At 66.5% G+C, this 26,475-nt stretch carries 24 protein-coding genes, 1 pseudogene and 1 riboswitch; of the genes and pseudogenes, 10 read left to right on the top strand and 15 right to left on the bottom strand.

The annotated features are described in order from the left end of the window. Window positions 1-215 precede the first annotated feature (215 nt). Entirely contained in the window at window positions 216-2,339 is a 2,124-nt protein-coding gene (locus ACR9ZJ_RS12435; RefSeq protein ID WP_481287911.1) for a prolyl oligopeptidase family serine peptidase, read from the top strand. A gap of 87 nt (window positions 2,340-2,426) precedes the next feature. Further along, window positions 2,427-2,960 carry an inorganic diphosphatase gene (gene ppa, locus ACR9ZJ_RS12430; RefSeq protein ID WP_481282491.1) on the top strand — a complete coding sequence of 178 codons (534 nt, stop codon included), beginning with the start codon at window positions 2,427-2,429 and terminating at the stop codon, window positions 2,958-2,960. 282 nt (window positions 2,961-3,242) lie between these two features. Here the strand turns inward: ppa and ACR9ZJ_RS12425 are convergent, their stop codons facing one another. From ACR9ZJ_RS12425 to ACR9ZJ_RS12410, 4 genes and pseudogenes are all read right to left on the bottom strand, one after another. Then, window positions 3,243-4,262 carry a DUF2333 family protein gene (locus tag ACR9ZJ_RS12425; RefSeq protein WP_481282490.1) on the bottom strand — a complete coding sequence of 340 codons (1,020 nt, stop codon included), beginning with the start codon at window positions 4,260-4,262 and terminating at the stop codon, window positions 3,243-3,245. Between the two features lie 42 nt (window positions 4,263-4,304). Further along, a pseudogene (locus ACR9ZJ_RS12420) lies at window positions 4,305-4,806 on the bottom strand (ferritin-like domain-containing protein). A gap of 197 nt (window positions 4,807-5,003) precedes the next feature. Next, window positions 5,004-6,875 carry a phosphomethylpyrimidine synthase ThiC gene (thiC, locus tag ACR9ZJ_RS12415; protein ID WP_481287910.1) on the bottom strand — a complete coding sequence of 624 codons (1,872 nt, stop codon included), beginning with the start codon at window positions 6,873-6,875 and terminating at the stop codon, window positions 5,004-5,006. Between the two features lie 81 nt (window positions 6,876-6,956). Then, a riboswitch (TPP riboswitch) is annotated at window positions 6,957-7,056 on the bottom strand. A gap of 34 nt (window positions 7,057-7,090) precedes the next feature. Continuing rightward, window positions 7,091-7,756, bottom strand: coding sequence for a TetR/AcrR family transcriptional regulator (locus ACR9ZJ_RS12410; protein ID WP_371022545.1), 666 nt, complete (start codon window positions 7,754-7,756; stop codon window positions 7,091-7,093). A gap of 342 nt (window positions 7,757-8,098) precedes the next feature. Here ACR9ZJ_RS12410 and ACR9ZJ_RS12405 point away from each other — a divergent pair, with 342 nt between their 5' ends. The 3 genes from ACR9ZJ_RS12405 to ACR9ZJ_RS12395 all read left to right on the top strand — a co-directional run bounded on the left by ACR9ZJ_RS12405 (window position 8,099) and on the right by ACR9ZJ_RS12395 (window position 10,817). After that, a complete protein-coding gene (locus tag ACR9ZJ_RS12405; RefSeq protein ID WP_481287909.1) occupies window positions 8,099-8,758 on the top strand; it encodes a protein-L-isoaspartate O-methyltransferase family protein in 660 nt (219 codons plus the stop codon). A gap of 35 nt (window positions 8,759-8,793) precedes the next feature. Further along, window positions 8,794-10,191, top strand: a complete 1,398-nt coding sequence (locus tag ACR9ZJ_RS12400) for a TolC family outer membrane protein (RefSeq protein ID WP_481282486.1) — start codon at window positions 8,794-8,796, stop codon at window positions 10,189-10,191. Window positions 10,192-10,478: 287 nt separating this feature from the next. Beyond that, entirely contained in the window at window positions 10,479-10,817 is a 339-nt protein-coding gene (locus ACR9ZJ_RS12395; RefSeq protein WP_481282485.1) for a hypothetical protein, read from the top strand. A gap of 59 nt (window positions 10,818-10,876) precedes the next feature. Here ACR9ZJ_RS12395 and waaA read toward each other — a convergent pair whose 3' ends face one another. After that, window positions 10,877-12,142, bottom strand: a complete 1,266-nt coding sequence (gene waaA / locus ACR9ZJ_RS12390) for a lipid IV(A) 3-deoxy-D-manno-octulosonic acid transferase (protein ID WP_481282753.1) — start codon at window positions 12,140-12,142, stop codon at window positions 10,877-10,879. A gap of 71 nt (window positions 12,143-12,213) precedes the next feature. Between waaA and lpxL the strand changes: the two genes are divergently transcribed. Then, window positions 12,214-13,140, top strand: coding sequence for an LpxL/LpxP family Kdo(2)-lipid IV(A) lauroyl/palmitoleoyl acyltransferase (lpxL, locus tag ACR9ZJ_RS12385; RefSeq protein ID WP_481287908.1), 927 nt, complete (start codon window positions 12,214-12,216; stop codon window positions 13,138-13,140). A 177-nt stretch (window positions 13,141-13,317) separates the two neighbouring features. Beyond that, a complete protein-coding gene (locus ACR9ZJ_RS12380; RefSeq protein WP_481287907.1) occupies window positions 13,318-14,235 on the top strand; it encodes a DUF535 family protein in 918 nt (305 codons plus the stop codon). Here ACR9ZJ_RS12380 and ACR9ZJ_RS12375 read toward each other — a convergent pair. The 6 genes from ACR9ZJ_RS12375 to ACR9ZJ_RS12350 all read right to left on the bottom strand — a co-directional run bounded on the left by ACR9ZJ_RS12375 (window position 14,179) and on the right by ACR9ZJ_RS12350 (window position 19,066). Further along, window positions 14,179-14,976 (bottom strand): glycosyltransferase family 2 protein, encoded by a 798-nt coding sequence (locus ACR9ZJ_RS12375; RefSeq protein WP_481287906.1) that lies wholly within the window; start codon window positions 14,974-14,976, stop codon window positions 14,179-14,181. The genes ACR9ZJ_RS12380 and ACR9ZJ_RS12375 overlap by 57 nt on opposite strands. Further along, window positions 14,966-16,246 carry an O-antigen ligase family protein gene (locus ACR9ZJ_RS12370; protein ID WP_481287905.1) on the bottom strand — a complete coding sequence of 427 codons (1,281 nt, stop codon included), beginning with the start codon at window positions 16,244-16,246 and terminating at the stop codon, window positions 14,966-14,968. Before ACR9ZJ_RS12370 ends, ACR9ZJ_RS12375 begins: the two co-directional genes overlap by 11 nt. Further along, window positions 16,243-17,382 (bottom strand): glycosyltransferase, encoded by a 1,140-nt coding sequence (locus tag ACR9ZJ_RS12365; protein WP_481282480.1) that lies wholly within the window; start codon window positions 17,380-17,382, stop codon window positions 16,243-16,245. Before ACR9ZJ_RS12365 ends, ACR9ZJ_RS12370 begins: the two co-directional genes overlap by 4 nt. Window positions 17,383-17,443: 61 nt before the next feature. Then, a complete protein-coding gene (locus tag ACR9ZJ_RS12360; protein WP_429199074.1) occupies window positions 17,444-17,650 on the bottom strand; it encodes a zinc-finger domain-containing protein in 207 nt (68 codons plus the stop codon). 163 nt (window positions 17,651-17,813) lie between these two features. Next, entirely contained in the window at window positions 17,814-18,404 is a 591-nt protein-coding gene (locus ACR9ZJ_RS12355; RefSeq protein ID WP_481282479.1) for a YceI family protein, read from the bottom strand. A 68-nt stretch (window positions 18,405-18,472) separates the two neighbouring features. Continuing rightward, a complete protein-coding gene (locus ACR9ZJ_RS12350; protein WP_481287904.1) occupies window positions 18,473-19,066 on the bottom strand; it encodes a malonic semialdehyde reductase in 594 nt (197 codons plus the stop codon). 134 nt (window positions 19,067-19,200) lie between these two features. Between ACR9ZJ_RS12350 and ACR9ZJ_RS12345 the strand changes: the two genes are divergently transcribed. The 3 genes from ACR9ZJ_RS12345 to ACR9ZJ_RS12335 all read left to right on the top strand — a co-directional run bounded on the left by ACR9ZJ_RS12345 (window position 19,201) and on the right by ACR9ZJ_RS12335 (window position 21,181). Then, window positions 19,201-20,166, top strand: a complete 966-nt coding sequence (locus tag ACR9ZJ_RS12345) for a mitochondrial fission ELM1 family protein (protein WP_481287903.1) — start codon at window positions 19,201-19,203, stop codon at window positions 20,164-20,166. Between the two features lie 158 nt (window positions 20,167-20,324). After that, window positions 20,325-20,774: a hypothetical protein gene (locus ACR9ZJ_RS12340; protein ID WP_481287902.1), complete on the top strand. Its 450-nt coding sequence runs from the start codon at window positions 20,325-20,327 to the stop codon at window positions 20,772-20,774. After that, window positions 20,771-21,181 (top strand): hypothetical protein, encoded by a 411-nt coding sequence (locus ACR9ZJ_RS12335; protein ID WP_481282476.1) that lies wholly within the window; start codon window positions 20,771-20,773, stop codon window positions 21,179-21,181. The genes ACR9ZJ_RS12340 and ACR9ZJ_RS12335 overlap by 4 nt, the downstream gene beginning before the upstream one ends. Window positions 21,182-21,197: 16 nt before the next feature. Here ACR9ZJ_RS12335 and recG read toward each other — a convergent pair whose 3' ends face one another. The 4 genes from recG to rpoZ all read right to left on the bottom strand — a co-directional run bounded on the left by recG (window position 21,198) and on the right by rpoZ (window position 26,308). Further along, window positions 21,198-23,315 (bottom strand): ATP-dependent DNA helicase RecG, encoded by a 2,118-nt coding sequence (gene recG / locus ACR9ZJ_RS12330; RefSeq protein ID WP_481282475.1) that lies wholly within the window; start codon window positions 23,313-23,315, stop codon window positions 21,198-21,200. A 17-nt stretch (window positions 23,316-23,332) separates the two neighbouring features. Continuing rightward, the gene (locus ACR9ZJ_RS12325) at window positions 23,333-23,716 is read right to left on the bottom strand and encodes a RidA family protein (protein ID WP_448098899.1); all 384 of its coding nucleotides are present in this window, start codon (window positions 23,714-23,716) and stop codon (window positions 23,333-23,335) included. A gap of 8 nt (window positions 23,717-23,724) precedes the next feature. Further along, window positions 23,725-25,905 (bottom strand): RelA/SpoT family protein, encoded by a 2,181-nt coding sequence (locus ACR9ZJ_RS12320; RefSeq protein ID WP_481287901.1) that lies wholly within the window; start codon window positions 25,903-25,905, stop codon window positions 23,725-23,727. 112 nt (window positions 25,906-26,017) lie between these two features. Next, a complete protein-coding gene (rpoZ, locus tag ACR9ZJ_RS12315; RefSeq protein ID WP_306849349.1) occupies window positions 26,018-26,308 on the bottom strand; it encodes a DNA-directed RNA polymerase subunit omega in 291 nt (96 codons plus the stop codon). Window positions 26,309-26,475 lie beyond the last annotated feature (167 nt).

Genomic DNA, 26,475 nt, shown 5'->3' with positions numbered 1-26,475 from the left:
GCCGACCTTGTCGGCGATCCCGCGGCAGCGGGCCAGGTCGAGGCAAGCACCCATCGCCGCTGAAGCGGCTCCCACAGTGAAGTGGCTCCACCGAGAAGCGGCTCCACTGATATGCCGTCCCGGGATGGACACGTCCCAGGATAGGTAGGAAGTCATGGCATCCACCGTGATGCCGCTGCGTTAAGGTCGGGCTTTCACCCCAGGATCACCGCCCCATGCATCGACGCTGGATTGCGCTGGCCATCGCCCTTACCTTCAGTGGCATGACCCAAGCCCACGAAACACCCAAGACCGCCGCGCCCGCCATCGAAGCCGGCGCCGATGACGAAAACCTCTGGCTCGACGACATCGACGGTGCCAAGCCACTGGAATGGGTCAAGGCGCGCAACGCCGAGACCGTCGCCAAGTATGCGGAAGGCGAGGATTTCAAGACCCTCGACGCGCGCATCCTCGAGGTGCTCGATTCCGACGCGAAGATTCCCATGGTGTCGAAGATCGGCGACCACTACTACAACTTCTGGCGCGACAAGCAACACCCGAAGGGCCTCTGGCGGCGGACGACACTAGCCGAGTACCGCAAGGACAAGCCCGCCTGGGAGACGGTGATCGATCTCGACGCGCTCGCCGCCTCCGAAAAGGAGAACTGGGTGTGGCATGGCGCCCAGTGCCTCAAGCCCGACAATCGCCGCTGCCTCGTCTCGCTCTCGCGCGGCGGAGCGGACGCCGACGTGGTGCGTGAGTTCGACCTGTCGACGAAGAACTTCATCGAGGGTGGTTTCACCCTGCCCGAGGCGAAGAGCCAGGTCGCGTGGATCGACGACGACCACATCTACGTCGCCACGGACTTCGGTCCCGGCTCCATGACGACATCGAGCTACCCGCGCATCGTGAAGGAGTGGAAGCGCGGCACGCCGCTGTCGTCCGCCACGACGGTATACGAGGGTAAGCCGAGCGACATGTCGATCTCGGCCTTCCGCGATCTCACGCCCGGCTTCGAACGCGACTTCGTGCAGCGTGCGCTGGAGTTCTATAACTCGGAAACCTTCCTTCGTGGCAAGGACGGCAAGCTCGCGAAGGTCGACGTCCCCAACGACGCCGAGACCGACGTCGAACGCGAGTGGCTGTTGATCGAGCCACGCACGCCGTGGACGGTCGGTGGCAAGACCTACCCTTCCGGCGCGTTGCTGGCGGCGAAGTTCGACGATTACATGGCCGGCAAGCGTGACATCACCGTGCTTTTCACGCCCGACGAGCACACCTCGCTGTCGAGCCACTCGTGGACGCGCCATCACCTGATCCTCAACCTCATGCGCGATGTCGTCAGTGAGATCCAGGTACTGACGCCGGCCTCCACGGGTGCATGGAAGAGCGAGACACTGAGCGGCGCGCCCGCGCTCAGCACGATGCAGGCCGGCGGCATCGACGCCGACGAGAGCGACGAGTATTTCCTCACCGTCTCCGGCTTCCTGCAGCCCACGACGCTCTACTACGGCACGCTGGGCAAGGGCGAGCGCGAGGCGCTCAAGCACAGCCCGGCGTTCTTCGACGCGTCGCGGTTCGTCGTGAGCCAGCATTTCGCCACGTCGAAGGACGGTACCAAGGTGCCCTACTTCGAGATCGCACCCAAGGCGATGAAGGCCGACGGCAACAACCCGACCCTGGTCTACGGTTACGGCGGCTTCGAGATTTCCCTGCAACCGATGTATTCCGCCGGTGTCGGCCGCGCATGGTTGGAGAAGGGCGGCGTCTACGTCATCGCCAATATCCGCGGCGGCGGCGAGTACGGCCCGCGCTGGCACCAGGCGGCGCTGAAGGCGAACCGTCCGCGTGCCTACGAGGATTTCGCGGCCGTCTCGCAGGACCTGATCGACCGCAAGATCACCAGCCCGCGCCACATGGGCATGATGGGCGGCAGCAATGGCGGCCTGTTGGCCGGCAACATGCTGACGAAATATCCGCAGCTCTACGGCGCGATCGTGAGCCAGGTGGCCCTGCTGGACATGAAGCGCTATCCGCACATGTCGGCCGGCGCCTCGTGGATGGCCGAATACGGCGATCCGGACAAGCCGGAGGAATGGAAGTACATCCAGACCTTCTCGCCGTACCAGAACCTGCGCAAAGGCACCAGGTACCCGCCCGTGCTGTTCACCACCTCGACCCGCGACGACCGCGTGGGACCGGTTCATGCGCGCAAGATGGCCGCCCGCATGCAGGCCATGGGCTTCGACGCCAGCCTCTACGAGAACATCGAGGGTGGCCACGGCGCCGCGGCGGACAACAAGCAGTCGGCGTTCATGAACGCCCTGGCCTATACCTACCTCTGGGAACACCTGAAGTAAGGGAGCGCCCCGCCCCGGGGTTTCCCCCCGGGGCGGGGTGGCCGTATCCTATCCGGCCGACTTATCCCCGAAGAATCAAGGAATCCCATGGGTCTGCACCTCGTTCCCGCCGGTCGCAACGTGCCGGATGAAATCAACGTCATCATCGAAATCCCGAAGGATGCGGAGCCGGTCAAGTACGAAGTGGACAAGCAGAGCGGCGCGATCTTCGTCGACCGCATCCTCTCCACGCCGATGCGCTATCCCTGCAACTACGGCTACGTCCCCGGCACGCTCGGTGGCGACGGCGACCCCCTCGACGCCCTGGTGATCCTCCCCCTGTCCCTGGTCCCGGGCTCGGTGATCCGCTGCCATCCGGTCGGCATGCTGAAGATGACCGACGAGGCCGGCGCGGACGAGAAGCTCGTCGTGGTGCCGGTGGAGAAGGTGTTCGCGGGCTACGCGCATATCCGCGACATCAAGCAGGTCTCGGGCCACTGGCTGGAGCGCATCGGCCACTTCTTCGAGCACTACAAGGACCTGGAGAAGGGCAAGTGGGTCAAGGTCGACGGCTGGGTCGGCGCCGAGGAAGCCAAGGCCGAGATCGTGTCGGGCATGGAACGCTACAAGGTCGATAACTGATCGTGATCGATGTGGGTGCTTCTGCCGGTTTTGGCGAGCACCCATCGCCGACAAGGTCGGCTCCCACCAGGACCCGCGCAGGTCCTGGCGGGAGCCGATCCTATTGGCGATCCGAGCCCGGTGGGAGCCGATCCCGCCGGCGATCCGAGCCCGACGGGAACTGATCCCATCGGTGATCCGAGCCTGATGGGAGCCAACCCTGTCGGTGATCCGAGCCTGGCGGGAGCCGATTCTATCGGCGATCCGCGCGCAGCGCGGCCCGTTCACCGCACCCCATCACCGTCACCCGCGCCCCAGCAAGCCCCGCAGATCGATGATCGCCGCGTTCGCCCGCGATATGTAGTTCGCCATCACCAGCGAATGGTTGGCGAAGAAACCGAACGGCGAACCGTTGAGCACCACCGGGCTACCCAGCGCCTTCTGCGACTCTTCCAGTTCCCGGATCACCTGTTGCAGGCTGGCATCCGCGTTCTTGCTGCGCAGGATCGGGGCGAAATCGTGGCGGATCGCCTTCAGCTGCTCCAGCAAGGTCCAGGTATAGCCACGCGCTTCGTAGAAGTTGTCGTCGATCTTGTTCCAGGGGGTCTTCACATACACGGCCTTGGCCGGGCCCGCGTTCGCGGCCACGTCGGCATTCGGCGCGGCATCCACCTTCAACTGGCCGACACTCGCCGAAAGCCGCTGCGAGAGCGAACCAAGGCGCGCGGACACCGTCTGCAGGTAATCGGCCAGGTTGTCGGCGCGCGCGTAGAAATGCGCGTTCGCGTCCTCGGCGTCCGACAGCCGCGAGAGGTACTTTTCGAGATCGTCCGTGGCCTTCGCATACTGCGACTCCGAACTCGGCAGCAGCCATCGGTCGTTCGGACTGTTGAGCAGCGGATCCGCCTCGCCCAGGTCCTTGTCCTCGGTGGACTGTGTCTGCGAACGGCTGAAGTCGTTGCGCAGCGATCGCGCCAGGTCGCGCGAGGCGACCAGCGAGCCGAATTCCCAGTTGGGCATGTTGTCCATGAACACCCCGGGCGGCAGCTTGTCGTTGCTGAGGTAGCCACCGCGTTTGTCCAGCAGGGTGTCGACCGAGCGGATCAGTGTGTAGGTGGTGACGGCACCCGTGCTCAACGGGCGGCCGATGTCCTTCATGTGGGCCGTGGTGACGGCGACCGGATCGAACTGCTCGGGCTCCTTGTCCCACCACCACATCATGATGAGGATCAGCAGCACGAGCACCGCGACGAGCAGCGCGATCGCCATGCTGATGGGGTTCCGTCGGCGCCTGGCCGGCGCGGGCGTGGCGGTCGCATTCATGGGCCATCCTTATCGTCGCGAACGTGGGCGCCTAGCTTACCGTCAATGCGACGAGGGTGCCGCCGGCTCGCCCTTGGCGCCAAGGTTCTCCAACAGGGTCGCCATGTCCTCGGCGTGCTCTTCCTCCTGCGCGAGGATGTCCTCCATGATGCGCCGGGTGGTCGGGTCGTCGTCGCCGATGTATTGCACGATCTCTCGGTAGCTGTCGATGGCGATGCGCTCGGCGACGAGGTCTTCCCTGATCATCTCGACCAGCGTGGTGCCTTCGACGTAGTCGGCGTGGCTGCGCGACAGCAGGCCTTCCGGGTTGAAGTTCGGCGTACCGTCGAGCTGGGTGATCCGCTCGGCGATGCGGTCGGCGTGGGCCTGTTCCTGGTTAACGCAGCACGCAGACGATTTCCGTGGCCAGCGCTTCGTTGAGCAGCTTGATCACCGTTTCGCGATCCGCACGGTATCCCGTGGTGACGGCGCCACGGTCGATGTGTTCACGGGCGCGCTTGCGGATGTTCTCGATGTCGCTGACGAAGGGCTTGCCGTTGGCCATTGCCTGTCTCCTCGGGAGAGTGGGTAGGAATGGCGGGAACGTTAGGACCGCTGCCGGGAAGGGCGGGTGAAGATGACGGCGGGATCGCCGCTGAAGCGGCTCCCACCACGGCATCGGCCGTCACCAGGGCACCCGCTGTCACCGGCAGGGCATATCGGTCCCCACCAGGGAACCGGCTGTCGCCGGAGCACCGGCACTCATGCCTTGTGGTAGACCTCCGCGCCTTGCGCCAGGAATTCAGCCGACTTCTCCGCCATGCCGCGCTCGGCCAGCGCGATCGCGCCCTGTTCCGCCGCGTAGTCGCGCACGTCCTGGGTGATCTTCATCGAACAGAACTTCGGCCCGCACATCGAGCAGAAATGGGCGGACTTGTGCGCGTCCTTCGGCATCGTCTCGTCGTGGAATTCGCGCGCCTTGTCCGGGTCCAGGCCGAGGTTGAACTGGTCGTCCCAACGGAACTCGAAGCGGGCCTTGGACAAGGCATTGTCGCGCACCTGCGCGCCCGGGTGGCCCTTGGCGAGGTCGGCCGCGTGCGCGGCGATCTTGTACGCGATGATGCCATCGCGCACGTCCTGCCGGTTGGGCAGGCCCAGGTGTTCCTTCGGCGTGACATAGCAAAGCATGGCGGTGCCGAACCAGCCGATCATCGCCGCGCCGATCGCGCTGGTGATGTGGTCGTATCCGGGCGCGATATCGGTGGTCAGCGGCCCCAGCGTATAGAACGGTGCTTCATGGCACTTCTCCAGCTGGCGCTCCATGTTCTCCTTGATGAGTTGCATGGGCACGTGCCCGGGGCCTTCGATCATGCACTGCACGTCGTGTTTCCAGGCCAGCTGCGTGAGTTCGCCGAGCGTATCCAGTTCGCCGAACTGCGCGGCATCGTTCGCATCGGCCACGCACCCCGGACGCAATCCGTCGCCGAGGCTGAAGGACACGTCGTAAGCCTTCATGATCTCGCAGATGTCCTCGAAATGCGTGTAGAGGAAATTCTCGCGATGGTGCGCAAGACACCACTTGGCCATGATCGAGCCACCGCGCGAGACGATGCCGGTGACGCGCTTCGCCGTGAGCGGGACGAAGCGCAGCAATACGCCGGCGTGGATGGTGAAATAATCCACGCCCTGCTCGGCCTGCTCGACCAGCGTGTCGCGGAAGATTTCCCAGGTGAGGTCCTCCGCCACGCCACCGACCTTCTCCAGCGCCTGGTAAATCGGCACGGTGCCGATGGGCACCGGCGAATTACGGATGATCCACTCGCGCGTCTCGTGGATGTGCTTGCCCGTGGAGAGATCCATCACGGTGTCGCCGCCCCAGCGGATCGCCCAGACCAGCTTCTCCACTTCCTCCGCGATGCCCGAGCTCACCGCGCTGTTGCCGATGTTGGCGTTGACCTTGGTGAGGAAGTTACGGCCGATGATCATCGGCTCGGCTTCCGGGTGATTGATGTTGGCGGGGATGATCGCGCGACCGCGCGCGACCTCGTCGCGCACGAATTCCGGGGTGATCCGCGCGGGCAGCGAGGCGCCGAAGGCCTCGCCGGGGTGCTGCATGCGCAGCGTGCTGTCGGCCAGCGCATCGACAAGCTGGTTCTCGCGGATGGCGATGTATTCCATCTCCGGCGTGACGATGCCACGCCGCGCATAGTGCATCTGGGTGACGTTGGCGCCCGCTTTCGCGCGCAACGGCGCACGCGCGGAGGCGAAGCGGATGGCATCCAGCCGTGGATCGCTCGCCCTGTTCCGGCCGAAGCTCGACGACAGCCCGTCCAGGCGCTCGACATCGCCGCGCTCGGCGATCCAGGTCGCGCGCAACGTCGGCAAGCCGGCGGCCAGGTCCACCACGTGTCCCGGATCGGTATACGGGCCGGAGGTGTCGTAGACGACGATCGGCGGATTGTCCTCGCCGCCGAACAAGGTGGGCGTGGCGGCTTGGGCGATCTCGCGCATCGGCACGCGCAGGTCGGGCCGGCTGCCGGTGACGTGGATCTTTCGGGAGCCGGCGATCGGCGCGGTGACGGACTGGGACAGCTCGCGCGCGGCGCGGGCCAGGTCGGTGGGCAAGGCATTCATCGGCTTCTCGTTCCTCACAGGGGAAGGGAGAAGCGGACGGCGCCGTCACGAGGCACGACACGTGCCAGGAGGGCACGCACGTCGACCGTGGACGAAGCTTCCTACGCCGGTACGGACCGGATCAGGTTCGAAGGGACTCTCTCAGCCCGCGCGTATCGCATGGGCACCCCCGCTTCGCCGGGGATTCAACCACGAAGCGGGCCGGGAAGCGAGCGTCAGACGCTCACGTGGCGCGGCGAGTACGCGCGCATGAACATGTCCACCGCGGCCAGGGCATTGGCCTTGACTTCTTCGGCGAACTGCACGGCGCAGTCTTCGCAACCGAACAGGCGCCGGATCAGGAGGTCGCCCTTGAGCAGGGCGAGGAACTGGGTGGTGGCACGCGACACGTCGGGGATGTCGAGCTGACCGCGCGATGCGGCACCCTCGAGCAGGCGTTGCATCAACTTGTGCATGCGCGCCGGACCCTCTTCCCATACCAGGCGGCCGAAACGCGGATTGCCGCCCGACTGGCAGTCGGAGAGGATCGCGCGGAAGGTGCCCACCGATTCCGTGTTGGTTTCCATCGCCGCATGGCGGCTGGCGATGTTGGTCAGGGTGACGCGGATGTCGGCGCCCGGATTGAAATCGAACAGGTCGTCCGGCAGGCGTTCCTGCACATGCGCGCGGATGACCTCGCGGAAGAGGTTGTCCTTGTCGCCGAAATGGCTGTACACGGTGAGCTTGGAAACGCCGGCGGAAGCCGCGACGGCATCCATGCTGGTGCCCGCGAAGCCGCCATGGGTGAAGAGCGACTTGGCCGCGTCGAGGATGGCCGCGCGCTTCTCCATGTCCTTCGGACGCCCCGGACCCTGGGTCTTCAGTTTCGGGCTGGCGTTCATGGCTGCACCTTCACAAACAGAAATTATGACTTTATTATACGCAGCGGTTCAGTTATTTCCAGCAGGCCGGAAAAACGCTGGCCGCACCGCTCGTCTACCTTAGAATGACAAGTGGGGGCGTTCGGGCGGTTACCCATGGCGGCCAAGGGTGGGCGCCGGCGCCCGTTCAGGCGCCAGCGTACGTTACCGGCGGCGTGGACCATGACTTCCGTCAGGCCGGTCCGGTGACTTCCGGCACTTCGCCGGATGGCGTCGGCACCGCAGCCTTAACACATTGGGAAAACGGGCGCTAAGCGCTTATCCTTCCGAATCTTTTTGCAGCTTTCGTACGGGATCCAACACATGGCGATGAATTTCGAGCAGGCGCGGCAGAACATGGTCGAGAACCAGGTTCGCCCCTGGGAAGTCCTCGACGCCGACGTCCTCGAGACCCTGAAGAACGTGCGCCGCGAGGATTTCGTCGCGCCGGCCCACCGGAACGTGGCATTCGCCGACCTCACCCTGCCCCTTGGGCATGGCGAGGTGATGATGAAGCCGGTGATCGAGGGCCGCGTACTCCAGGCCCTGGCGCTCAACAAGACCGACGAGGTCCTGGAGATCGGCACGGGTTCGGGTTACCTCACCGCCTGCCTGGCCCGCCTGGCTGGCAAGGTCACCAGCATCGACATGCACGCCGATTTCGTCGAGGCCGCGCGCCAGCGCCTGGCCGCCGCGGTGGTGACGAACGTCTCGCTGGAAACCGCCGAGGCCGTCAACGGTTACAAGCCCACGGGCGTTTTCGACGCCGTCGTGGTCACGGGAGCCGTGCACACGGTGCCCGAGAAGTTCGTGCGCTGGCTGAAGCCTGGCGGGCGCATGTTCGTGGTACGCGGCGACTCACCCGCGCAAACGGCGGTGCTCCTTACCCACGAGGGTGAGGGCCGCTTCCGCGAGGAGTCGCTGTTCGAAACGGACCTTCCCTACCTGGCGCATGCCGCGCCGGTGAAGCGCTTCGTGCTCTGACCCACCAGATTCCCTATCACCCACGAGGCGAAACCATGCGCTTGAAGCTGCTCACCGTCGCGCTGGCATTGGCCGCGATGCCGTTCGCGAGCCATGCGGAAGACCTGCTCGACGCCTACCGGCAGGCACGGGCCAACGACCCGGTGCTGTCGCAGGCCGACTCCACCCGTCTCGCCACCGGCGAGAGCGTGACGCAGGCCCGCGCGCTGTTGCTGCCGCAGATCAATGCCCAGCTCAGCCTTAACCAGAGCGACCCGAACGGGCCCTCCCGCTCGATCGTCACCGACGCCGCCGGCAATCCGGTGGTCGACGGCGCCGGCAACCCGGTGCTCACCTCCGATGCGGGACACACCCGCACCCGCGAGCTGGGCGCCACCATCAGCCAGAGCGTGGTCGACTTCAGCAAGTACGCCGACCTGAAGGCGGCGCGCTCCTCGTCGGAGGCGCAGGACGCCACCTACGAGGCGGCCTTGCAGCAGCTCGCCACCCGCGTCGCCACCGCCTATTTCCAGGTGCTGACCAACGACGACGCCCTGACCTTCGCCAAGGCGAACGAGCAGGCGCTGGCCCGCCAGCTCGAACAGGCCCAGCAGCGTTTCGACGTGGGCCTTTCCGCGATCACCGACGTGCAGGACGCCAAGGCCCAGCACGACACCGCCGTGGCCGCGGTGATCACCGCCGAGAACACGCTGGCGGATTCGCGCGAGGCGCTCACCCAGATCACCGGCAAGCCGGCCGACAACCTGAAGAAGCTGCGCGAGCAGCTGCCGATGGACCCGCCCTCGCCCAACGATCCGAAAGCCTGGGTGGCCGAGGCGGTCAAGAGCAACCCGACCATCATCGCCTCGCAGTACAACGTCGAGTCGGCGGAGCACAGCATCTCGTCCGCGCGCGCCGGCCACCTGCCCACGCTCGATGCGACGGTCGGCTACAGCAAGAGCACGGCGTGGACGCAGAACGCCGGCACCGCCTCCAGCGCGGGCACGCTCGGCAGCAGCAACGGCCGCGGAGCGACCAGCGTGGGCCTGACCCTCAACGTGCCGATCTTCTCCGGCGGCGCCACCCAGTCCCGCGTGCGCCAGTCGATCTACCAGCGTGACGCGGCACAGGATTCCCTGGAGTCGTCCCGCCGCCAGGTCGTGCGCGACACGCTGAACTACTACCGCTCGGTCGTCGCCGGCATCAGCAAGGTCGAGGCGACCAAGGCGGCCGTCGAGTCGTCCGAAAGCGCACGCGACGCCACGCAGGCCGGCTTCGAAGTCGGCACGCGCACCATCGTCGACGTGCTGATCGCGCAGCAGAACCTCACCCAGGCGCTCAGCGACTATTCGCAGGCCCGCCATCAGTTCATCCTCGACAAGCTGCTGCTCAAGCAGACCGCGGGCACGGTGGACGTGAAGGACCTCGAAGCGATCAACGCGCTGCTGCAGTAATTTCGCCAGGCGCGCGATGGAAGAAGAAAAGGGCCCGCGTGATGAACGCGGGCCCTTTTTTTATGATCTTTGGCGGGAGCCGACCCTGGCGGCGATCCCGCGGCAGCGGGCCAGTCGAGGCAAGCACCCATCGCCGGCAGGGTCGGCTCCCGTCACTTCCTTAGCTTTGCCTTGGCATCGCTCCGGAATCGGACTACAGCTTCCTGAGTCTATCGCCTGCATTGGCGCCACTGCGCTGGATACATCATTCGTCAGCCCGTTCCGGGCGATCACGACCAAGGACGATCATGAAAATCCCCTTCCTCATCGGCGCCCTCGCGCTGGCCTCCTTCGCCACGGCCGCGAACGCCGAATCCGATCCGTACGAACCGTACGAGTACGAATTGACCTACCACGGCAGCGGCAAGCGACAGGCCTACGACCACGTCATGGCCGAGGCTCCCAGGAAATGCGACGCGGAAGGCGGTTTTGTCGCCAGCGTGCGCTACGACTACATCGGTGGCTGGGGCGCGGCGGCCAACATGCATTTCCTGAAGGCCACCGTCGTGTGCAAACCGACGCGCCCCGAGGTTCCGCCGCGGCCGGTCGCTGACCTCTCGCGCCCTGGCGCCTCGATCCTGCGGTAACGCAACGGCCCGCTCCATCGCCGAAGCCGCGCCCGCCGTCGAGGACATGGCGGGCGCGGTTATTCCTGCAGCAGGCTGTCGACCAGCTTCATCACCTTGCCGACCGAGCCCCGCTCGCTGTCGAACACATGACGTGCCGCCTCGCCCATGTGCCGACGCCGGACAGGATCGCGCAGCAGCGACAGCACCTGTTCGCCAAGCTCGTCGCCATCGTTCACCCGCTGCCCACCCTCTTCGTCGAGCAGGGCCTGGGTGATTTCCTCGAAATTGAACGTGTACGGACCGACCAGCACGGGCTTGCCCAGCGCCGCCGGTTCGAGGACGTTGTGGCCGCCGATCGACACCAGGCTACCGCCCACGAAGGCGACGTCGGCCGAAGCGAAGAAGCGCAGCAACTCGCCCATCGAATCGATGACGAAACACTGCGTGGTGTGGCTGGGAACGCCGTCACCGCTGCGCGTGGCGACCTGGAATCCCAGGCTGCGCACGGACGCCTCCACGGCCTTGAAGCGCTCGGGATGACGCGGGGCGATCAGCAGCAGGGCGTCGGGCAGGCGGCGCATGACGTCGAGGTGGGCTTCGAGCACGCACATCTCTTCGCCTTCATGGGTACTGGCGGCGATCCATACGGGACGCCCGGTCCCCCAGGCCTCCCGCATCGCCGTGCCCGCCTCGAGTGCGGCCTGCGGCACGGGCATGTCGAACTTGAGGTTGCCGCAGACCGTGAGCTGGCTGGGCTCCGCGCCCAACAGGCGGTAGCGCGCCGCGTCGGTACGCGACTGCGCGGCGATGTGGCTGACGCAACGCAACGCGCGCTTCACCAGCGAACTCATCCGCGCATAGCCGCGCAACGAACGCTCGGAAAGCCTCGCGTTGGCGATCAGCAGCGGAATGCCGTGGCGGCGGCAGGCGAAATACAGGTTCGGCCAGATCTCCGTCTCCACGATCACCGCCAGCCGCGGCCGGGTGCTGCGCAGGAAACGCTTCACGGCGAACGGCAGGTCGTAAGGGAGATAGACACTGTGCACGCTGTCGCCGAAGAGCTGGCGGACACGCTCCGAGCCTGTCGGGGTCACCGTGGTCACCAGCATCGGTGCCTGCGGGTAGGCCTCCATCAGCGCCTTCACCAGCGGCTCGGCCGCATTCACCTCGCCCACCGATACCGCATGCACCCAGAGGCAGCCGGCCAGCCGTGGTTCGCGGAAGCGGCCGAAGCGTTCGCGCCAGCGCACGTGGTAGTCGCCATAACGCATGCCACGCGCCATCAGGCGGAGCATCACCAGCGGCGTGAACAGGTACATGGCGAAGTTGTAGAGCAGGCGCAGCAGCACGCGGATCCCTGGTATTGCCATCGACCGGGCAGTATAGCCGCCCCCATTCGCTACAATGACCGGCCATGCCCGGTATGCCCCGCCCCCATCTCACGCGCCGCCTGCTCACGCCCAGCCACTGGCCGGCGTGGCTGGGCGTGGCCTTCATCTGGCTGATCGCGCGCCTGCCCTTCCGCCTGCTGATGCGCCTGGGCCGGCTGGCGGGCCGCCTGGCCCTGCACCTGAACCCGGAGCGGCGACGCATCGCGGCGACCAATATCGCGCTTTGCTTCCCGGAACTGGACCCGGCCGCGCAACAGGCGCTGGTCCGTGCCAACCTCTGCGACGTCGGCATGATGCTGGCCGAGTTCGCCCTCGGCTGGATGGGGTCCGACCGCGCCATCGCGCGCGTGCCGGTCACGGTGGAAGGACTGGAGCACCTGGAGGCGGCACGCCGCGCCGGCCGTGGCGTCCTGCTCGTCGGCGGCCATTTCTCGCATCTGGAACTGTGCGCGCGCCTGGTTTCCCAGCGCATCCGCATCGCCGGCATGTACCGCCTGATGGATTCGGACGTCTTCGAATTCACCGTGCTTCGCTCGCGCCTGCACTACGCCGACGCGATGTTCGAGAAGGACGACATCCGCGGCACGGTGAAATACCTGAAGGCGGGCGGCACGCTCTGGTACGCGCCCGACCAGGACATGCGCAGCAAGGACAACGTCTTCGTCCCGTTCTTCGGCGTGCCCGCGGCGACGATCACCGCCACGCACCACCTCGCCCGGCTGTCCGGCGCGCTGGTGATCCCCTTCTTCCATCGCCGCCTGCCCGGCGACGCCGGCTACGCGATGCGCCTGGGCGCGCCGCTGGAAGACTTCCCCAGCAAGGACGCCGCCCTCGACACGGCGCGGGTGAACGCGCAGATCGAACAAATGGCCCGCGAAGCCCCCGAGCAATACCTCTGGGTACACAAGCGCTTCAAGACCCGTCCCCCGGGCGAGCCGAAGATCTACTGAGCCACCGGACACCCGAAACGACTCACAGGCAAGCCGCGAGCTTTCATCGGACTTTCCCTGATCTTTCGTGATGCATAACGCCTGCACAACGACGAACCTTTCGTCCGAAATAACGAAAGCCTCGCGAAAAAACGCCAGCGTAGAAAGTGCGTCGTGCCCACAAGACGGACCTTTGCCATGCAGTCGTTTTTTCGTTTCGCGCGATCACTACGCGGCCGTGCCGGATGGCACAGCACGCGCACGCATGCCATCGGTGCGGTACTCACCTATGCGCTGCGCTGCGTGTCCCGGTGGCGCGCGCACGATGCATGGCTGGCCTTTCTCGAGAAGCCGCCGATGGCCGGCATTTCCTCCGTCGACAGCGTACTGGTAGAGCGCTACCAGCATCGCTACATCAGCAAGGCGTGGAGCAGGGAGCGTCGCCTGAAGGCGCTGCGCGATCACTACGACTTCGCGCTGGCTCGCTTTCCGCGTCCGTTCTTCCACACCCTCTACCGCGAGCGCCAGGTGCTGGCCGGACGGGTGACGCTGCGCGACGGCGGCGCGCTTTCATTGATCGTCAAGGCGCCATTGCGCCGGGGCCGCGAGGGTGAACTCAGTCTTTCGCTCACCGACGAGAGCGGGCTGCAGATCTCGTACGCCACGATCTCCTTCATCGATGAAGGCCGTACGATCGTCATCGGCTGCCTGCAAGGCGCCGCGAACAACGCGGGCCGCGATGTCGTGCGCGAACTCACGCGCCAATGCCACGGCCTTCGCCCGAAGAACCTGCTGTTGTCGATGATCCGCGCCCTGGCCGACGCCTATGCGGTGGAACGCGTGCTCGGTATCGGCAACGCCGCCCATGTGTTCGCAGGCATTCCGGACAAGGTGAAGGCCGACTACGACGCCTTCTGGATCGAGTCCGACGGGGTCGCCGGTGAAGACGGCTTCTACGAGCTTCCTCCACGCGAACCCGTGCGTTGCGCATCGGAGATCGAAAGCAAGCGCCGCAGCGAGTTCCGCCGTCGCGAGGCCCTGCGCCGCGAGGCTTGCGAACTAGTCGTCGCCGCGTTCGGTTTCGAGCGGACCGCGGCCGTCGCGCTGGCCGCCTGACCGGCGCAGTTCGTACAGCTTGGCGTACTTCAGGAACGCATAGAACGCGTGCACGCGCGCCGCGACGAAGCCCGCCCAGCCGCCGCGCCAGTGACCGCGCCAGAAGTAGTAACGGGCGAACGCCACCGCCGGATAGAACACCATCCGCGTACGCAGGAAGCGGGGCTCACGGGTATGCCGGTCGCGCACCTGCAACGACGAGTAACGGTTGGCCTTGTCGACGCGTCCTTCGATGTCGCGCTCGCCATGGTGGTCGATCACCGCATCCAGCCGTTGCACGGGGCCATCGACGACGACGCTTTCATGCACCTCGTGGCCACTCATGCGCGCCCGCGTGCGGTCGAACAGGCGCACGTAGTGGTTGAGCCGCGCTCGCTCCGGTTGCCAGCGCCAGAACACCCACTCGCGGCGGAGCAGCACGTAGCCGGCGGCTTCCGGCGCATCGAGCGCGGCGCGGATGCGTTCCGCGGCCATCGCAGGTACCGCCTCGTCGGAATCGAGCAGCAGTACCCATCGATGCCGGGCCAGGTCGATCGCCGCCTGCTTCTGGGCGCTGTAACCGGCGAACGGCTGCACATGCACACGGGCACCGTAGCCGGCCGCTATGTCGCAGGTTCCATCCGTCGAACCGGAATCGAGCACGACGATATCGTCCGCGAAAGCCACCGACGCCAGGCACGCCCCGATCGTGGCCGCGTTGTCGAACGTGGTGACGACGACCGATAGCGGCTCACGCGACATGCCTGGCCTCCACATCGGGAAGGTCGGCGAACAGGGCCGCGCACCACACCGACAGCAACCATGCCGCCAGCAGGCCCCACCATGCCGAATAGAACGCCATGTGGGTATTCAAGGGAAACAGGATGGCGGCCAGCGCCACCGTCGGCGGAAATGCGCGCGCACGGGCGACCGCACCGGCACGCCACCAGGCGCGCATCGCGTACACGGCGGCAGCGAGCCAGGCCAGGAGGCCGAGGGTGCCGGTTTCCGTGGCGACCTCGAGCACGACCTGGTGCGCGTGGCAGGCGCCCTCGCCTTCCCCGCATTTCTCGATCGTCAGGAAGTGGTCGCCCGGTGAGGCCAGTGAAGGATAGGCGACGCGGAAGCCACGCACGCCCACGCCGTTCACCGGATGCGCGGCGTACATGCGCAGCGACGTCGTCCAGATATCGAGGCGACCCGTCAGTGCCGCGTCCATGCCCGCGGAGGTGCCCGACAATGCCGGAAGCGTATGCGCCACGCGATCGCGGAAGCGCGGCGACACCTGCCACGCCAGCACGAGGGCCAGGGCCACGACCACTCCGGCAGCGGCGCACGCCATCGCGAAGCGGCGGAACGACCCGGCTTCGCGCCAGACGAAGCACAGCGTGACGATGGCGTAGCAAAGCCACGAGGCGCGCGACCCGGACAAGAGCACCGGCCCCAGCGCGAACAGGAAGGCGGCGATGAGCCCGCGCCGGCCCCAGCGTTCACCCGCGGCCCACAACAGGAACGGTGCCAACGCGGACAAGGCGGGGCCGAGTTTCAGGTTGTCCGCGCCGAAGATGCCGGAGAGCCGCTCCGCGTCCGAGGCTCCCGCCAACCCGTAGCCCGTGAGCGCCTGCACCCAGGCATCGGCCACCCAGACCGCGACCACCGCGGCCGTGGCGAGGTAAAGCGCATGGACCTTTCCCGGCCGGCGCACGGCGAAGCAGGCGTACACGCCCAGCGGAGCGAAGCGCAGGATGCCGGCGACCGTGCCCCAGCTCTTGCCGGGCGCCACCGCGTCCACCGCGGAAACCAGCGCGGCTCCGGCATAGGCCAGGAACAACCACAGGAACAGTTTCGCGCCCGGATGATGGCGCAGCGCCTGGGGCTCGCGCACGAGCAGGAGGATGCTGCCAATGAGGGCGAGGAAGACCCCGAGTTCGGCGCTGCGTCCGAACGGCAGCAAGGCCGGTACCAGCCAGACCGGCAGCAGCGGCGAGGCAAGCCCCGCCCGGATCGCCGCGCCGAAGCTACGCCCGCTCACGCGGCCGGCACGCCTTCCACCACCTCCGCGTACAACGCCAGGGTGGCCGACTGCATGTCGGACAGGCGATAGCTGCGCGGCGGCGGGATGGACGGGGCGAAACGAAGCAGCTCCGCGGCCCGTTCAACCAGCTTCTCGCGGTCGCCCAGCGGGACGCGGCCGGCGGGATAGAGTTCGGCCAGCAATTCGCCCACGCCGCCATGGGCGTAGCCGATCACCGGACGGCACAGCGCCAGGGCTTCCACCACCGTGCGACCGAACGACTCGGGGCGCCTGGAAAGCTGCAGCACCAGCGTCGACATCGCATAGATATCGCGCACGTCCGACCGCTGCGGCGAAATCACCACCTTGTCGTCGAGCCCACGCTGGTGGATCAGGTTGCGCAGCTCGGCCACATAGGCCTCGCGACCGGGTTCGTCGGCACCGAGCAGGAGCAGGCGGACGTCGATGGCCCGATGGGTGAGGTCGGCGATCAGCTCGATCGCATCCGCATGGCCTTTCAGCCGCGTGCCCCGTCCCGGCAGGGTGAGCAGGGGCGCACCGGCCAGCTGCGGGTATTCCTCGAAGAACGCGCGCTGCCAGCTGTCGTCCGGGCGGTAACCGTAGGGGAACGCGTCGGTATCGATTCCGCGCGGGATCACGGTGATGCGCGAGGTCTCGATATCCTTGGGATAGTGGCGCAGCACATAGTCGCGCAGGGTCTGCGAGACCACGATCACCCGTTCGCCGCGCAGGAGGATCGCGCTGTAGCGGCTTGGCGTGTTCAGGCCGTGCACGGTGGTGACGAAGTGCGGGCGCGGCTTGACGCCCCGCATCGCCCACCAGCCGATCCAGGCCGGCAGGCGCGAGCGGGCGTGCACGATGTCCGGCTGGATGTCGCGCAGCACGCGGCGCAGCTTGCCCACGGTGAACAGGGTGGCGAAGGACTTCCTGCCGATGGGCAAGGCGATGTGTTCGCTGCCTTCGGCCTCCAGCTGTTCGACCATCCGCCCGCCGGCCGAGACGACGATCGAGCGATGACCGGCCTGGACCAGGGCCCTGGCGATTTCCAGGGTCGAGCGCTCGGCGCCACCCGAATACAGGGCGGGGATGAGTTGTACGACGGTCATCGTCCGATTGGGAGAGACGGTGGCCATGGGTCGGTCCGTTTGAGAGGGTACGAAGGCAATGCACGAAACATGCCCGCGCGGGGGCCGATCAGTCTTTCAGGACGTAGGTCGCGCCGCAATAGGAGCACTTCGAGGTGCCGCCGTCGTCCTCGATGGAGAGGTAGACACGCGGATGCGAGTTCCACAGGTACATGCCCGGCATGGGACAGGACAGCGGCAGGTCGGCGCGGGTCACTTCGTAACGATTTTCGGCGTTCGCCGGGATCAGCGGGGCGGCCGCGGGATTGGGGCGCATGGGAAAACTCCGACGATGCGGTGGAACCGGGGATAGAAGGCGATGTTAGCAGGAACGAAATGCCCGGCGTGACGATGCGGCAGGACGCGATGGCCCGCCGGAAACGAAAAAACCCGCGCCGTCGCCGGCGCGGGTTTCCGATGCCCCGGCAGGGGCGGCCGGCTTACTTCTTTTCGGCCGAGGCGTCGTGCGCTTCGGTCGTGATGCGGATCTTGATCTCGTCGGAGACGTTCGGCACATACGCGCCCACGCCGAAATCCGAGCGCTTGATCGTGGTGGTGGCGTCGAAGCCGACCGTCTGCACCTTCATCATCGGGTGCGGGCCGACCTTGTTCAGGCTGACGTCGAGGGTGACCGGCTTGGTCACGCCGTGGACAGTCAGGTCGCCGGTGACCTTCAGCTTGCCCTTGCCCGCCGGCACGACCTTGGTGCTCTTGAAGGTGACGGTGGGGTACTTGGCGGCGTCGAGGAAGTCGGCCGACTTCAGGTGCTCGTCGAGCTTGGGCACGAAGCTGTCGAGGCCGGAGAGCGGCAGGGTCGCCTCGACGGTGGCCTTGGACGGATCCTTTTCGTCATAGACGAGGGTGCCCTGGACCTGGCCGAGGTTGGCCGTCGGATTGGAGAAACCGAAGTGGTTCCAGCTGAACAGGACCATCGTATGGCCCGGGTCGAGCGTGTAGGTGACCGGGGCGGCGACGGCGCTGCCGGCGGTGGCCAGCAGGGCGGCGAGGGCGACATAACGAAGAGCACGCATGGTGTATCTCCTGCAGTGAGGTGGGTACGGCGGGTGACAGCGGGACCGTGCGGTCACCGCGGGAAGAGTCAGGCGATTCGTACGGCTTCGTCGAACTCCAGGCGAGGCAGGCGTTCGAACAGGTTCTTGCCGGGATCGCCGTAGCCGATGTTGACCAGGAAATTCGACTTGACCTGGGTGCCCGCGAAGAACTCGGCGTCGACGCCGGCCTGGTCGAAACCCGACATCGGACCGCAGTCCAGGCCCAACGCGCGGGCGGCCATGATCAGGTAGGCGCCTTGCAACGAACCGTTACGCGTACCCGACGACTGGATCATCGGCTCGTTGCCGACGAACCATACACGCGCATCGGCATGCGGGAACAGCTTGGGCAGCTTCTCGTAAAAGGCGAAATCGGTGGCGACGATCGCGGTGACCGGTGCCTGCATGGTCTTTTCGACGTTGGTCTCGGAAAGGTGGGGCTTGAGGCGCTGCTTCGCGTCCTGGGACTTCACGAAAACCACGCGCATCGGCGAGGAGTTGGCGGCGGTGGGGCCGAATTTCGCCAGGTCGTACAGCCGGTGGAGCTGTTCGTCGGTCACCTCCTTCGGCAGCCACGCGTTGTAGGTGCGGGCCTTGAGGAAAAGCTGGTCGAGCGAAGCATCGGTCAACGGAGCACTCATGGATATCCTTGTACAGTGGGTTCTACCGGAGCACCGGGATCACAACAGTGTAAGCGTCACGACGCGATCGTGGACCAGTCTGCCAGGGAACGAACTGTGCCGAAATCGATAACAATCGGCGGCGGGAGCGCCACGTGAACACCCCGTCGCGCGAGTCCTGCTGGGTGGTGACCGATGGCGCCGCCGGCAACCGGCGCCAGGCCCTCGCCCTGGCCGAGGCGCTGACGCCGGCGATCCGCGAGATCGTCGTCCAGTTGCGCGCGCCCTGGTCGTGGCTGGCGCCGCGGAACCTGCCGGGCGCGCGGCTGGCGCTCGGCCGGAACGAGGACAGCCTGCTGCCGCCGTGGCCGAAACTGGCGATCGGCTGCGGTCGCCAGGCCGCCTGGACCACCCGGCAGATCCGTCGCTGGTCCGGCGGGAGGTGCCTCACCGTGCAGATACTCGACCCCAGGATCGATCCGGCGCACTGGGACCTCGTGGTCACGCCCCGGCACGATGGCTTGAGTGGCGACAACGTACTCCATTCGCTGGGGTCGCTGAATCCCATCGACGACGCCTGGCTCGCCGACGGGCGCGATGCGTTCGCTCAGTTCGCCCTGTTGCCCCGGCCGCGACTGGGGGTGTTGATCGGCGGGGACCGGCACGGCACGCCATTCGACCCGGCCGAGGCAGACGCCTTCCTCGCCGCGATACGTACCCGGCACGCGTTGGACGGTGGTTCGATCCTCGTCGCGGTATCGCGGCGCACGCCGGCGGCCATCCTGCCTCGCATCCGCGAGGTCTTCGCCGGCCTGCCGGGCGTGGTCTGGACCGGCAGCGCCGATGGCGCGAACCCCTACCCCGGCATTCTCGGCTGGGCCGACCGGCTGGTCGTGACGCCGGACTCGGTGAACATGCTCTCGGAAGCCTGTGCCACGGGATGTCCCGTCCACACGACCGCTCCGGCGTCCCTGCGAGGAAAACTCGCTCGCTTCCACGATGAACTGCGCGCCGCGGGGCTATTGCACGACATCGATGCGAATACCCCCGCCACGCAGGCGCCTCTTCGCGAAACGGCCGTTATCGCAAGAGAGGTGGCGCGACATCTCGGCCTGGGCTGACGCTCCCATACGGCGCGCACCGGCGCGCGATATCAGACAACCCCGACGAGCTTCACTCGCCATGGCGAAGGTGACGCTTTTTCAGAATCGTCTGATGGATAGCCCTGAACAGGAGGGGATAACTTGTCGACGCGCGTCGATAACGGCAAGGTAGTTTCATGCCGATATCCTCGATTCGCCATTCGTGGCTCGCGCTGCTTTGCGGCGGCGCCATGCTCTCGCCCGCCATGGCGCAATCCGTACAACCCCGAGCCGTCTTCGCCGCGCACGTGGATGCCGCCGGCAACGTGATCACGGGTGCCGACTGGGTCGAACGCGTCGACGTCGTCCTCGGCGAATTTCGTCCTTCGTTCTACACCGTTCGACTGTCGCCCGGCGTGTTTGCCGAGGCGCCCATCTGCGCGGTCTCGCTGATCCACGAAACCGATTTGCAGGACGTCATCGGCAACGTCGCGGTGCTCAAGGCGCAACCGACCCCTTACGAGGTTCTGGTACGCATAACGGCCACCCGCATGCCGAACACCGACCCGGAACTGCTCAACCGTCAGGCATTCGATCTCGTCTGCACGTCGATGGACGGCGCGGCACCCGCGGCGGGCCGGCCTTGAATCGCCGCGGACTTGCGGCAAGCCTGCTGTTCGCCCTGTCCACCACGACCGCGAGCGCCGCATCGCCGAATACCGCGAAGCCCGTGTACGCCGCCCATATCTCCCGGGATGGCGCGATTCTCGCGGGTGCCGACTGGATCAGCGGCGTGACCATCGAAACGCGGGTCGTGGGCGGCTCGGCCTACCATCTCGCCCTGTCCAGCGACCTCGCGCCTTTCACGCCACTGTGCACCGCGTCGTCGGTCACGGACGACCTGAACCTCTACGACTACGTCGACACACGCATCGAGCCTTCCCTGCCCGGCCATGTGACGGTGAACCTGCACGCCGGCAGCCGGTTGCCGGGGGTGCCCAGTGAGGAAGTCGACCGGGCGGCGTTCCACCTGCTCTGCTTCATGCCGGGCTGAACGGGCGACAGGGTGCTCAGGCGTCCACGTAGCGGGCGGCGGCACCCACCCAACGGGCGATCAGCAATTCGCAGCGCGCGGCGTGGTCTTTCATCATGGCCTCGGCCACGCGCTGCACTTCTGGCATCAAGTGTGCGTCGCGCGCCAGATCGGCGATACGGAATTGAAGTTGACCCGTCTGGCGGGTGCCGAGGACTTCACCAGGACCTCGCAGTTCGAGGTCCTTCTCCGCGATGCGGAAGCCATCATTCGTCTCCCTCATCACTTGCAGCCGCTCCCTGGCCAGACGCGATAGCGGCGTCTGGTAGAGCAGCACGCAATTGGACGCGATCGCGCCACGCCCCACCCTGCCTCGCAGCTGGTGCAACTGCGCGAGGCCCAGGCGCTCGCTGTTCTCGATCACCATCAGGCTCGCGTTGGGCACGTCCACGCCCACTTCGATGACCGTGGTAGCGACCAGCACGGCCAGCTCGCCGGCCTTGAAGGCATCCATCACCGCCTGCTTTTCCTTCGGCTTCATGCGTCCATGGATCAAGCCGACGGCGAGATCGGGCAAGGCGGCGGTGAGTTCGGCATGGGCCACCTCCGCCGCCTGTGCATTGAGTTGTTCGGATTCCTCGATCAGCGTGCACACCCAGTACACCTGGCGGCCCTGCATGCATGCCGCGTGGATGCGCTCCATGACGTCGAAGCGCCGCTCGTTCGACAGTGCCACGGTCTGCACGGGCGTGCGTCCCGGTGGCAGTTCGTCGATCGAGGAGACGTCGAGATCGGCATAGGCACTCATCGCAAGCGTGCGTGGTATCGGCGTGGCCGTCAGGACGAGCTGGTGGGGGATGAGTTCGCCTTCAGCGCCCTTGTCGCGCAACGCCAGCCGCTGGTGTACGCCGAAACGGTGCTGCTCGTCGACGATGACGAGGCCCAGCTTCGCGAAGGCCACGCCCTCCTGCATCAACGCATGCGTGCCGACGACGACATGCGCTTCGCCGCTGGCAGCGCGATCGAGCGCCTTCTTGCGCGCCCTGCCCTGCACCTTGCCGGCCAACCATTCCACTTCCAGCCCCAGCGGTTCGAGCCAGGCGCGGAAGTTGCGCAGGTGCTGCTCGGCAAGCAGTTCGGTCGGCGCCATCAGTGCCACCTGATAGCCGCTCTCCACGGCGGCGACGGCAGCCAGCGCGGCGACCACGGTCTTGCCGCTGCCGACGTCGCCCTGCACGAGGCGCAGCATGGGATGGGCCCGTGCGAGATCGCGCGCCACCTCCTTCGACACGCGCGCCTGGGCCCTGGTGAGGGCGAACGGCAGCGCCTCCAGCAACCGGTCACGCAGCGCGCCGGCACTTTTCAACGCCGGTGCCTTGCGCTTCTTCACCGCCGCGCGCATGCGCCGCAGGGTGAGGTGCTGGGTCAGCAATTCCTCGAAGGCGAGGCGTTTCTGCGCGGGATGCCTGCCTTCGCCGAGTTCGCGGAGATCGACCTCCGGTGGCGGCCGGTGCACGTAGAGCAAGGCCTCGCGCAAGGACGCCAGGCCCATCGGACGACCGATCGACTCGGGGATGAGTTCCAGCCTGTCGTCCGCGGGCAAGTGGGCCAACGCCCGCGAGACGAGGCTGGCCAACCGTCGTGGGCCGAGACCTTCGGTGGTCGGGTACACCGGTGTCAGCCGCTCGTCCACCACCACCGGCTCGTCGGGTTCGATGCGCTGGTATTGCGGATGGACGATTTCCAGGCCTTGTGGCCCCTGGCGCACTTCGCCGAAGCAAAGCAGGCGCGTGCCCTTCGGCAACTGGTCGACCTGCGACTTGCGGAAGTGGAAGAAGCGCAGCAGCAGTACGCCGCCGGACTCGTCGCCAATGACGACCTTGAGTTGCGGCCGGAAGCGGAAGCCACGCTCGACGAACTCGACGATGCCTTCCACCTGCGCGCGGTCGCCGGGGCGCAGGTCGGCGATGGGCCGCACCTGGGTGCGGTCCTCGTAGCGCAAGGGCAGATGGAACCAGAGATCCTGCACCTCGCGCAGCCCGAGCCTTCCCAGCGTCTCGGCGAGCGCGGGCCCCACGCCGCCGAGCGTCGTCAGCGGCGCGCGCCCCGGATCCGCCACCGGCGCGGCGGGAATCGGCGATGCATGGCGAGCCACGGAAACCGCGCTATGGCTTACGGCAGGACGAGGATCGCGTCGACCTCGACCTGGGCACCCTTGGGCAGGCCCGAGACCTCGATGGTCGAACGCGCCGGGTACGGCTGCTGGAAGTACTCGGCCATCACCGCGTTCACCGCGGCGAAATTGCCCAGGTCGGTGACATAGATACCGACGCGGACGATGTCCGACAGCTTGCCGCCCGCGGCCTCGGCGACGGCCACGAGATTGTCGAACACACGGCGGGTCTGCGTGGCGATGTCGCCTTCGACGAGGTTGCCGGTGGCCGGATCGAGCGGAATCTGGCCCGAGAAGTACACGGTGTTACCGGCGCGCACGGCCTGCGAATACGGGCCGATGGCCGAAGGTGCCTTGTCGGTGGCGATGGTGCTGCGGGTCATGAAATGTCCTAGAGCGGGTGGCGGTAGACGCCGCTGACCACGCCGGTGCGGCGCACGCGGCGCATCACGTCGGCGAGGTGCTTGCGGTCCTTCACCTCGATGGCGAAGAGTAGCGTGGCCGCGGTGCTGTCACGCTCGATGTATTCGACGTTCTCGATGTTCGAACCGGCGTCGGCGATCGCGGCGGCGACGGTGGCGAGCACGCCCGGGCGGTTGAGTACCTCGATGCGCAGTTCCGCGCGGTAGTCGCCGGTGACGTCGCGATCCCATTCGATGGCGACGATGCGTTCCGGCGTCTTGCGGAACTCCGCCACGTTGGGGCATTCCACGCGATGCACGACGATGCCCTTGCCCGAGGACAGGAAACCGACGATATCGTCGCCCGGCAGCGGATGGCAGCAGTTGCCGAAGCTGAGCACGCCGCGCTCGGCGCCACTGATGCGGATTTTCTCCGCCGAATGTTCGGCGGGCGCCGGCGGGCGGCTCTCGTCCGGACCAAGCAGCGCCACCAGCTGCGTCGCTACCTGGTCGGCGAAACGGTTCCCCAGTGCGATCTCGGACAGGAGTTCCTCCAGGCGCTTGAACTTGGAGTCCTCGAGGAAGCGGTCGAGGGTGGCTCCGGGGACCGCGTCCAGGCTGAGGCCACGGGCATCGAGCGCGCGGTCGAGCATGCGGTGGCCGAAGTCCACGGCATCCTCGTGCTGCAGGTGCTTGAGGTATTGGCGGATCGCCGTGCGCGCCTTGCCGGTGACCACCGCCTCGAGCCACGCGGGGTTGGGCACGGCCGATGGCGCGGTGATGATCTCCACCTGCTGTCCGGACACCAGGCGCGTGCGCAAGGGCACCAGCTTCTTGTCGAGGCGCGCGGCCACGGCGTGATCGCCCACGTCGGTATGCACCGCATAAGCGAAATCGAGTGCCGTGGCGTTGCGCGGCAGCGAGAAGATGTCGCCGCGCGGCGTGAACAGGTAAACCTCGTCGGGAAACAGGTCGATCTTGACGTTCTCGAGAAACTCCGACGCCGATGGCGTGTTCGCCTGGCTGTCGGCCAGCGCGGACAGCCATTCGCGCGCCCGCGCCTGCGCACTGTTCGCCGGGCCGGAATCGCTCTTGTACGCCCAGTGCGCGGCCACGCCACGTTCGGCCACCGACTCCATCTCCGAGGTGCGGATCTGTATTTCGATCGGCGCACCGAAGGGGCCGAGCAGCACGGTGTGCAACGACTGGTAGCCGTTCCCCTTGGGAATGGCGATGAAATCCTTGAAGCGGCCATCCACCGGCTTGTACAGGCCGTGCACGGCGCCGAGCGCCATGTAGCAGTGCATGGCCGAATCGGTGATGACACGGAACCCGTAGACGTCCATGAGTTGCGCGAACGACTTGTGCTCGTTGCGCATCTTCGAATAGATGCTCCACGCCGACTTGATCCGGCTTACCGCGCGGCCGGGAATCTTCTCCGCGGCAAGACGGCCCTCGAGCGCCATCTCGATCTTCGCCATCGCCTCGCGGCGATTGCCCAGGGCGGCGCGGATGCGCTCGCCGATGATCCGGTGACGATCGGGGTAAAGCGCCTTGAATCCGAGGTCCTGCAGTTCGGCCTTGAACTTGTTCATGCCGAGGCGTTGCGCGATGGGCGCGTAGATCTCCAGCGTCTCGCGCGCGATGCGCCGGCGCGACGCGGCATCCTTCGCACCGAGCGTGCGCATGTTGTGCAGTCGATCGGAAAGCTTGATCAGGATGACGCGGAGATCGCGCGCCATCGCCAGGAGCATCTTCCGGAAGCTCTCGGCATCGGCTTCGGCACGACTGGAAAAGCGCATCTTGTCGAGCTTGGTGACGCCATCGACCAGTTCCGCCACGGTTTCACCGAAGGCGCCGGCCAACTCCGCCCGTTCGAGCTTGGTGTCTTCGAGCGTGTCGTGCAGGATCGCCGCGATGATCGTCTCGGCATCGAGGCCGAGCTCGGCGAGCACATGGGCCACGGCCACCGGATGGGTGATGTACGGCTCGCCTGACTTGCGGGTCTGCCCTTCATGGGCGGCGGCGCCGACCAGGAAGGCCTTGCGGATACGCAGTACCTGGTCGTGTGGCAGGTAGGCACCCACGCGGTCTTCCAGTGCCTGCACATAGGGAGGCACCGGTCCGTCATCGACCACGTCGGTCAGTTTTTTCGCAGGGATGACTTCCATGGGAGAACCTCGCGCCCTCAGGCCGCGGAGCCTCCCGCACGCGGCCTGGCAAGCCGCGCGTCAGCGTGCGCAGGGTGAGGATGAATGCAGGGCCGACAACGACCCGGCGTCATCAGTCATCTCCGCCCTTCGAGAGGTCGTCGTCCACTTCGGTGGCGGCCCACTCGAGGGCTTCACGCTCGGCACGTTCACGGGCGGCGCGGTCGATCTCGTCGATCATTTCGTCGCTGACGCGACGATCGGCGATCTCGCGCAGGGCGAGCACGGTCGGCTTGTCGTTGTTCGGGTCGAGGGTCGGTTCGGCGCCCTTGGACAACTGGCGCGCGCGCTTGGTCGCCATGAGCACGAGCTCAAAGCGGTTGTCGACTACCTCGAGGCAGTCTTCGACGGTAATACGGGCCATTTCAAATCCTTGACAATAAAGATACTTCTGACCGTGCAGTTTAGCCGCCCGGCCCGTTGGCTGGCAATCGGGGTAGGGGTATCATGCGCGGTTCTGACCAGGACGGACGGGCCCTTCGTGCAAATAATAATACCGCGCGGTACACTAACTGTCTCTTATACACATCT

It is taken from the genome of Luteibacter sp. KNZ12-1A, from assembly GCF_056755675.1.
This window is presented reverse-complemented; position numbering and strand designations above follow the sequence as displayed.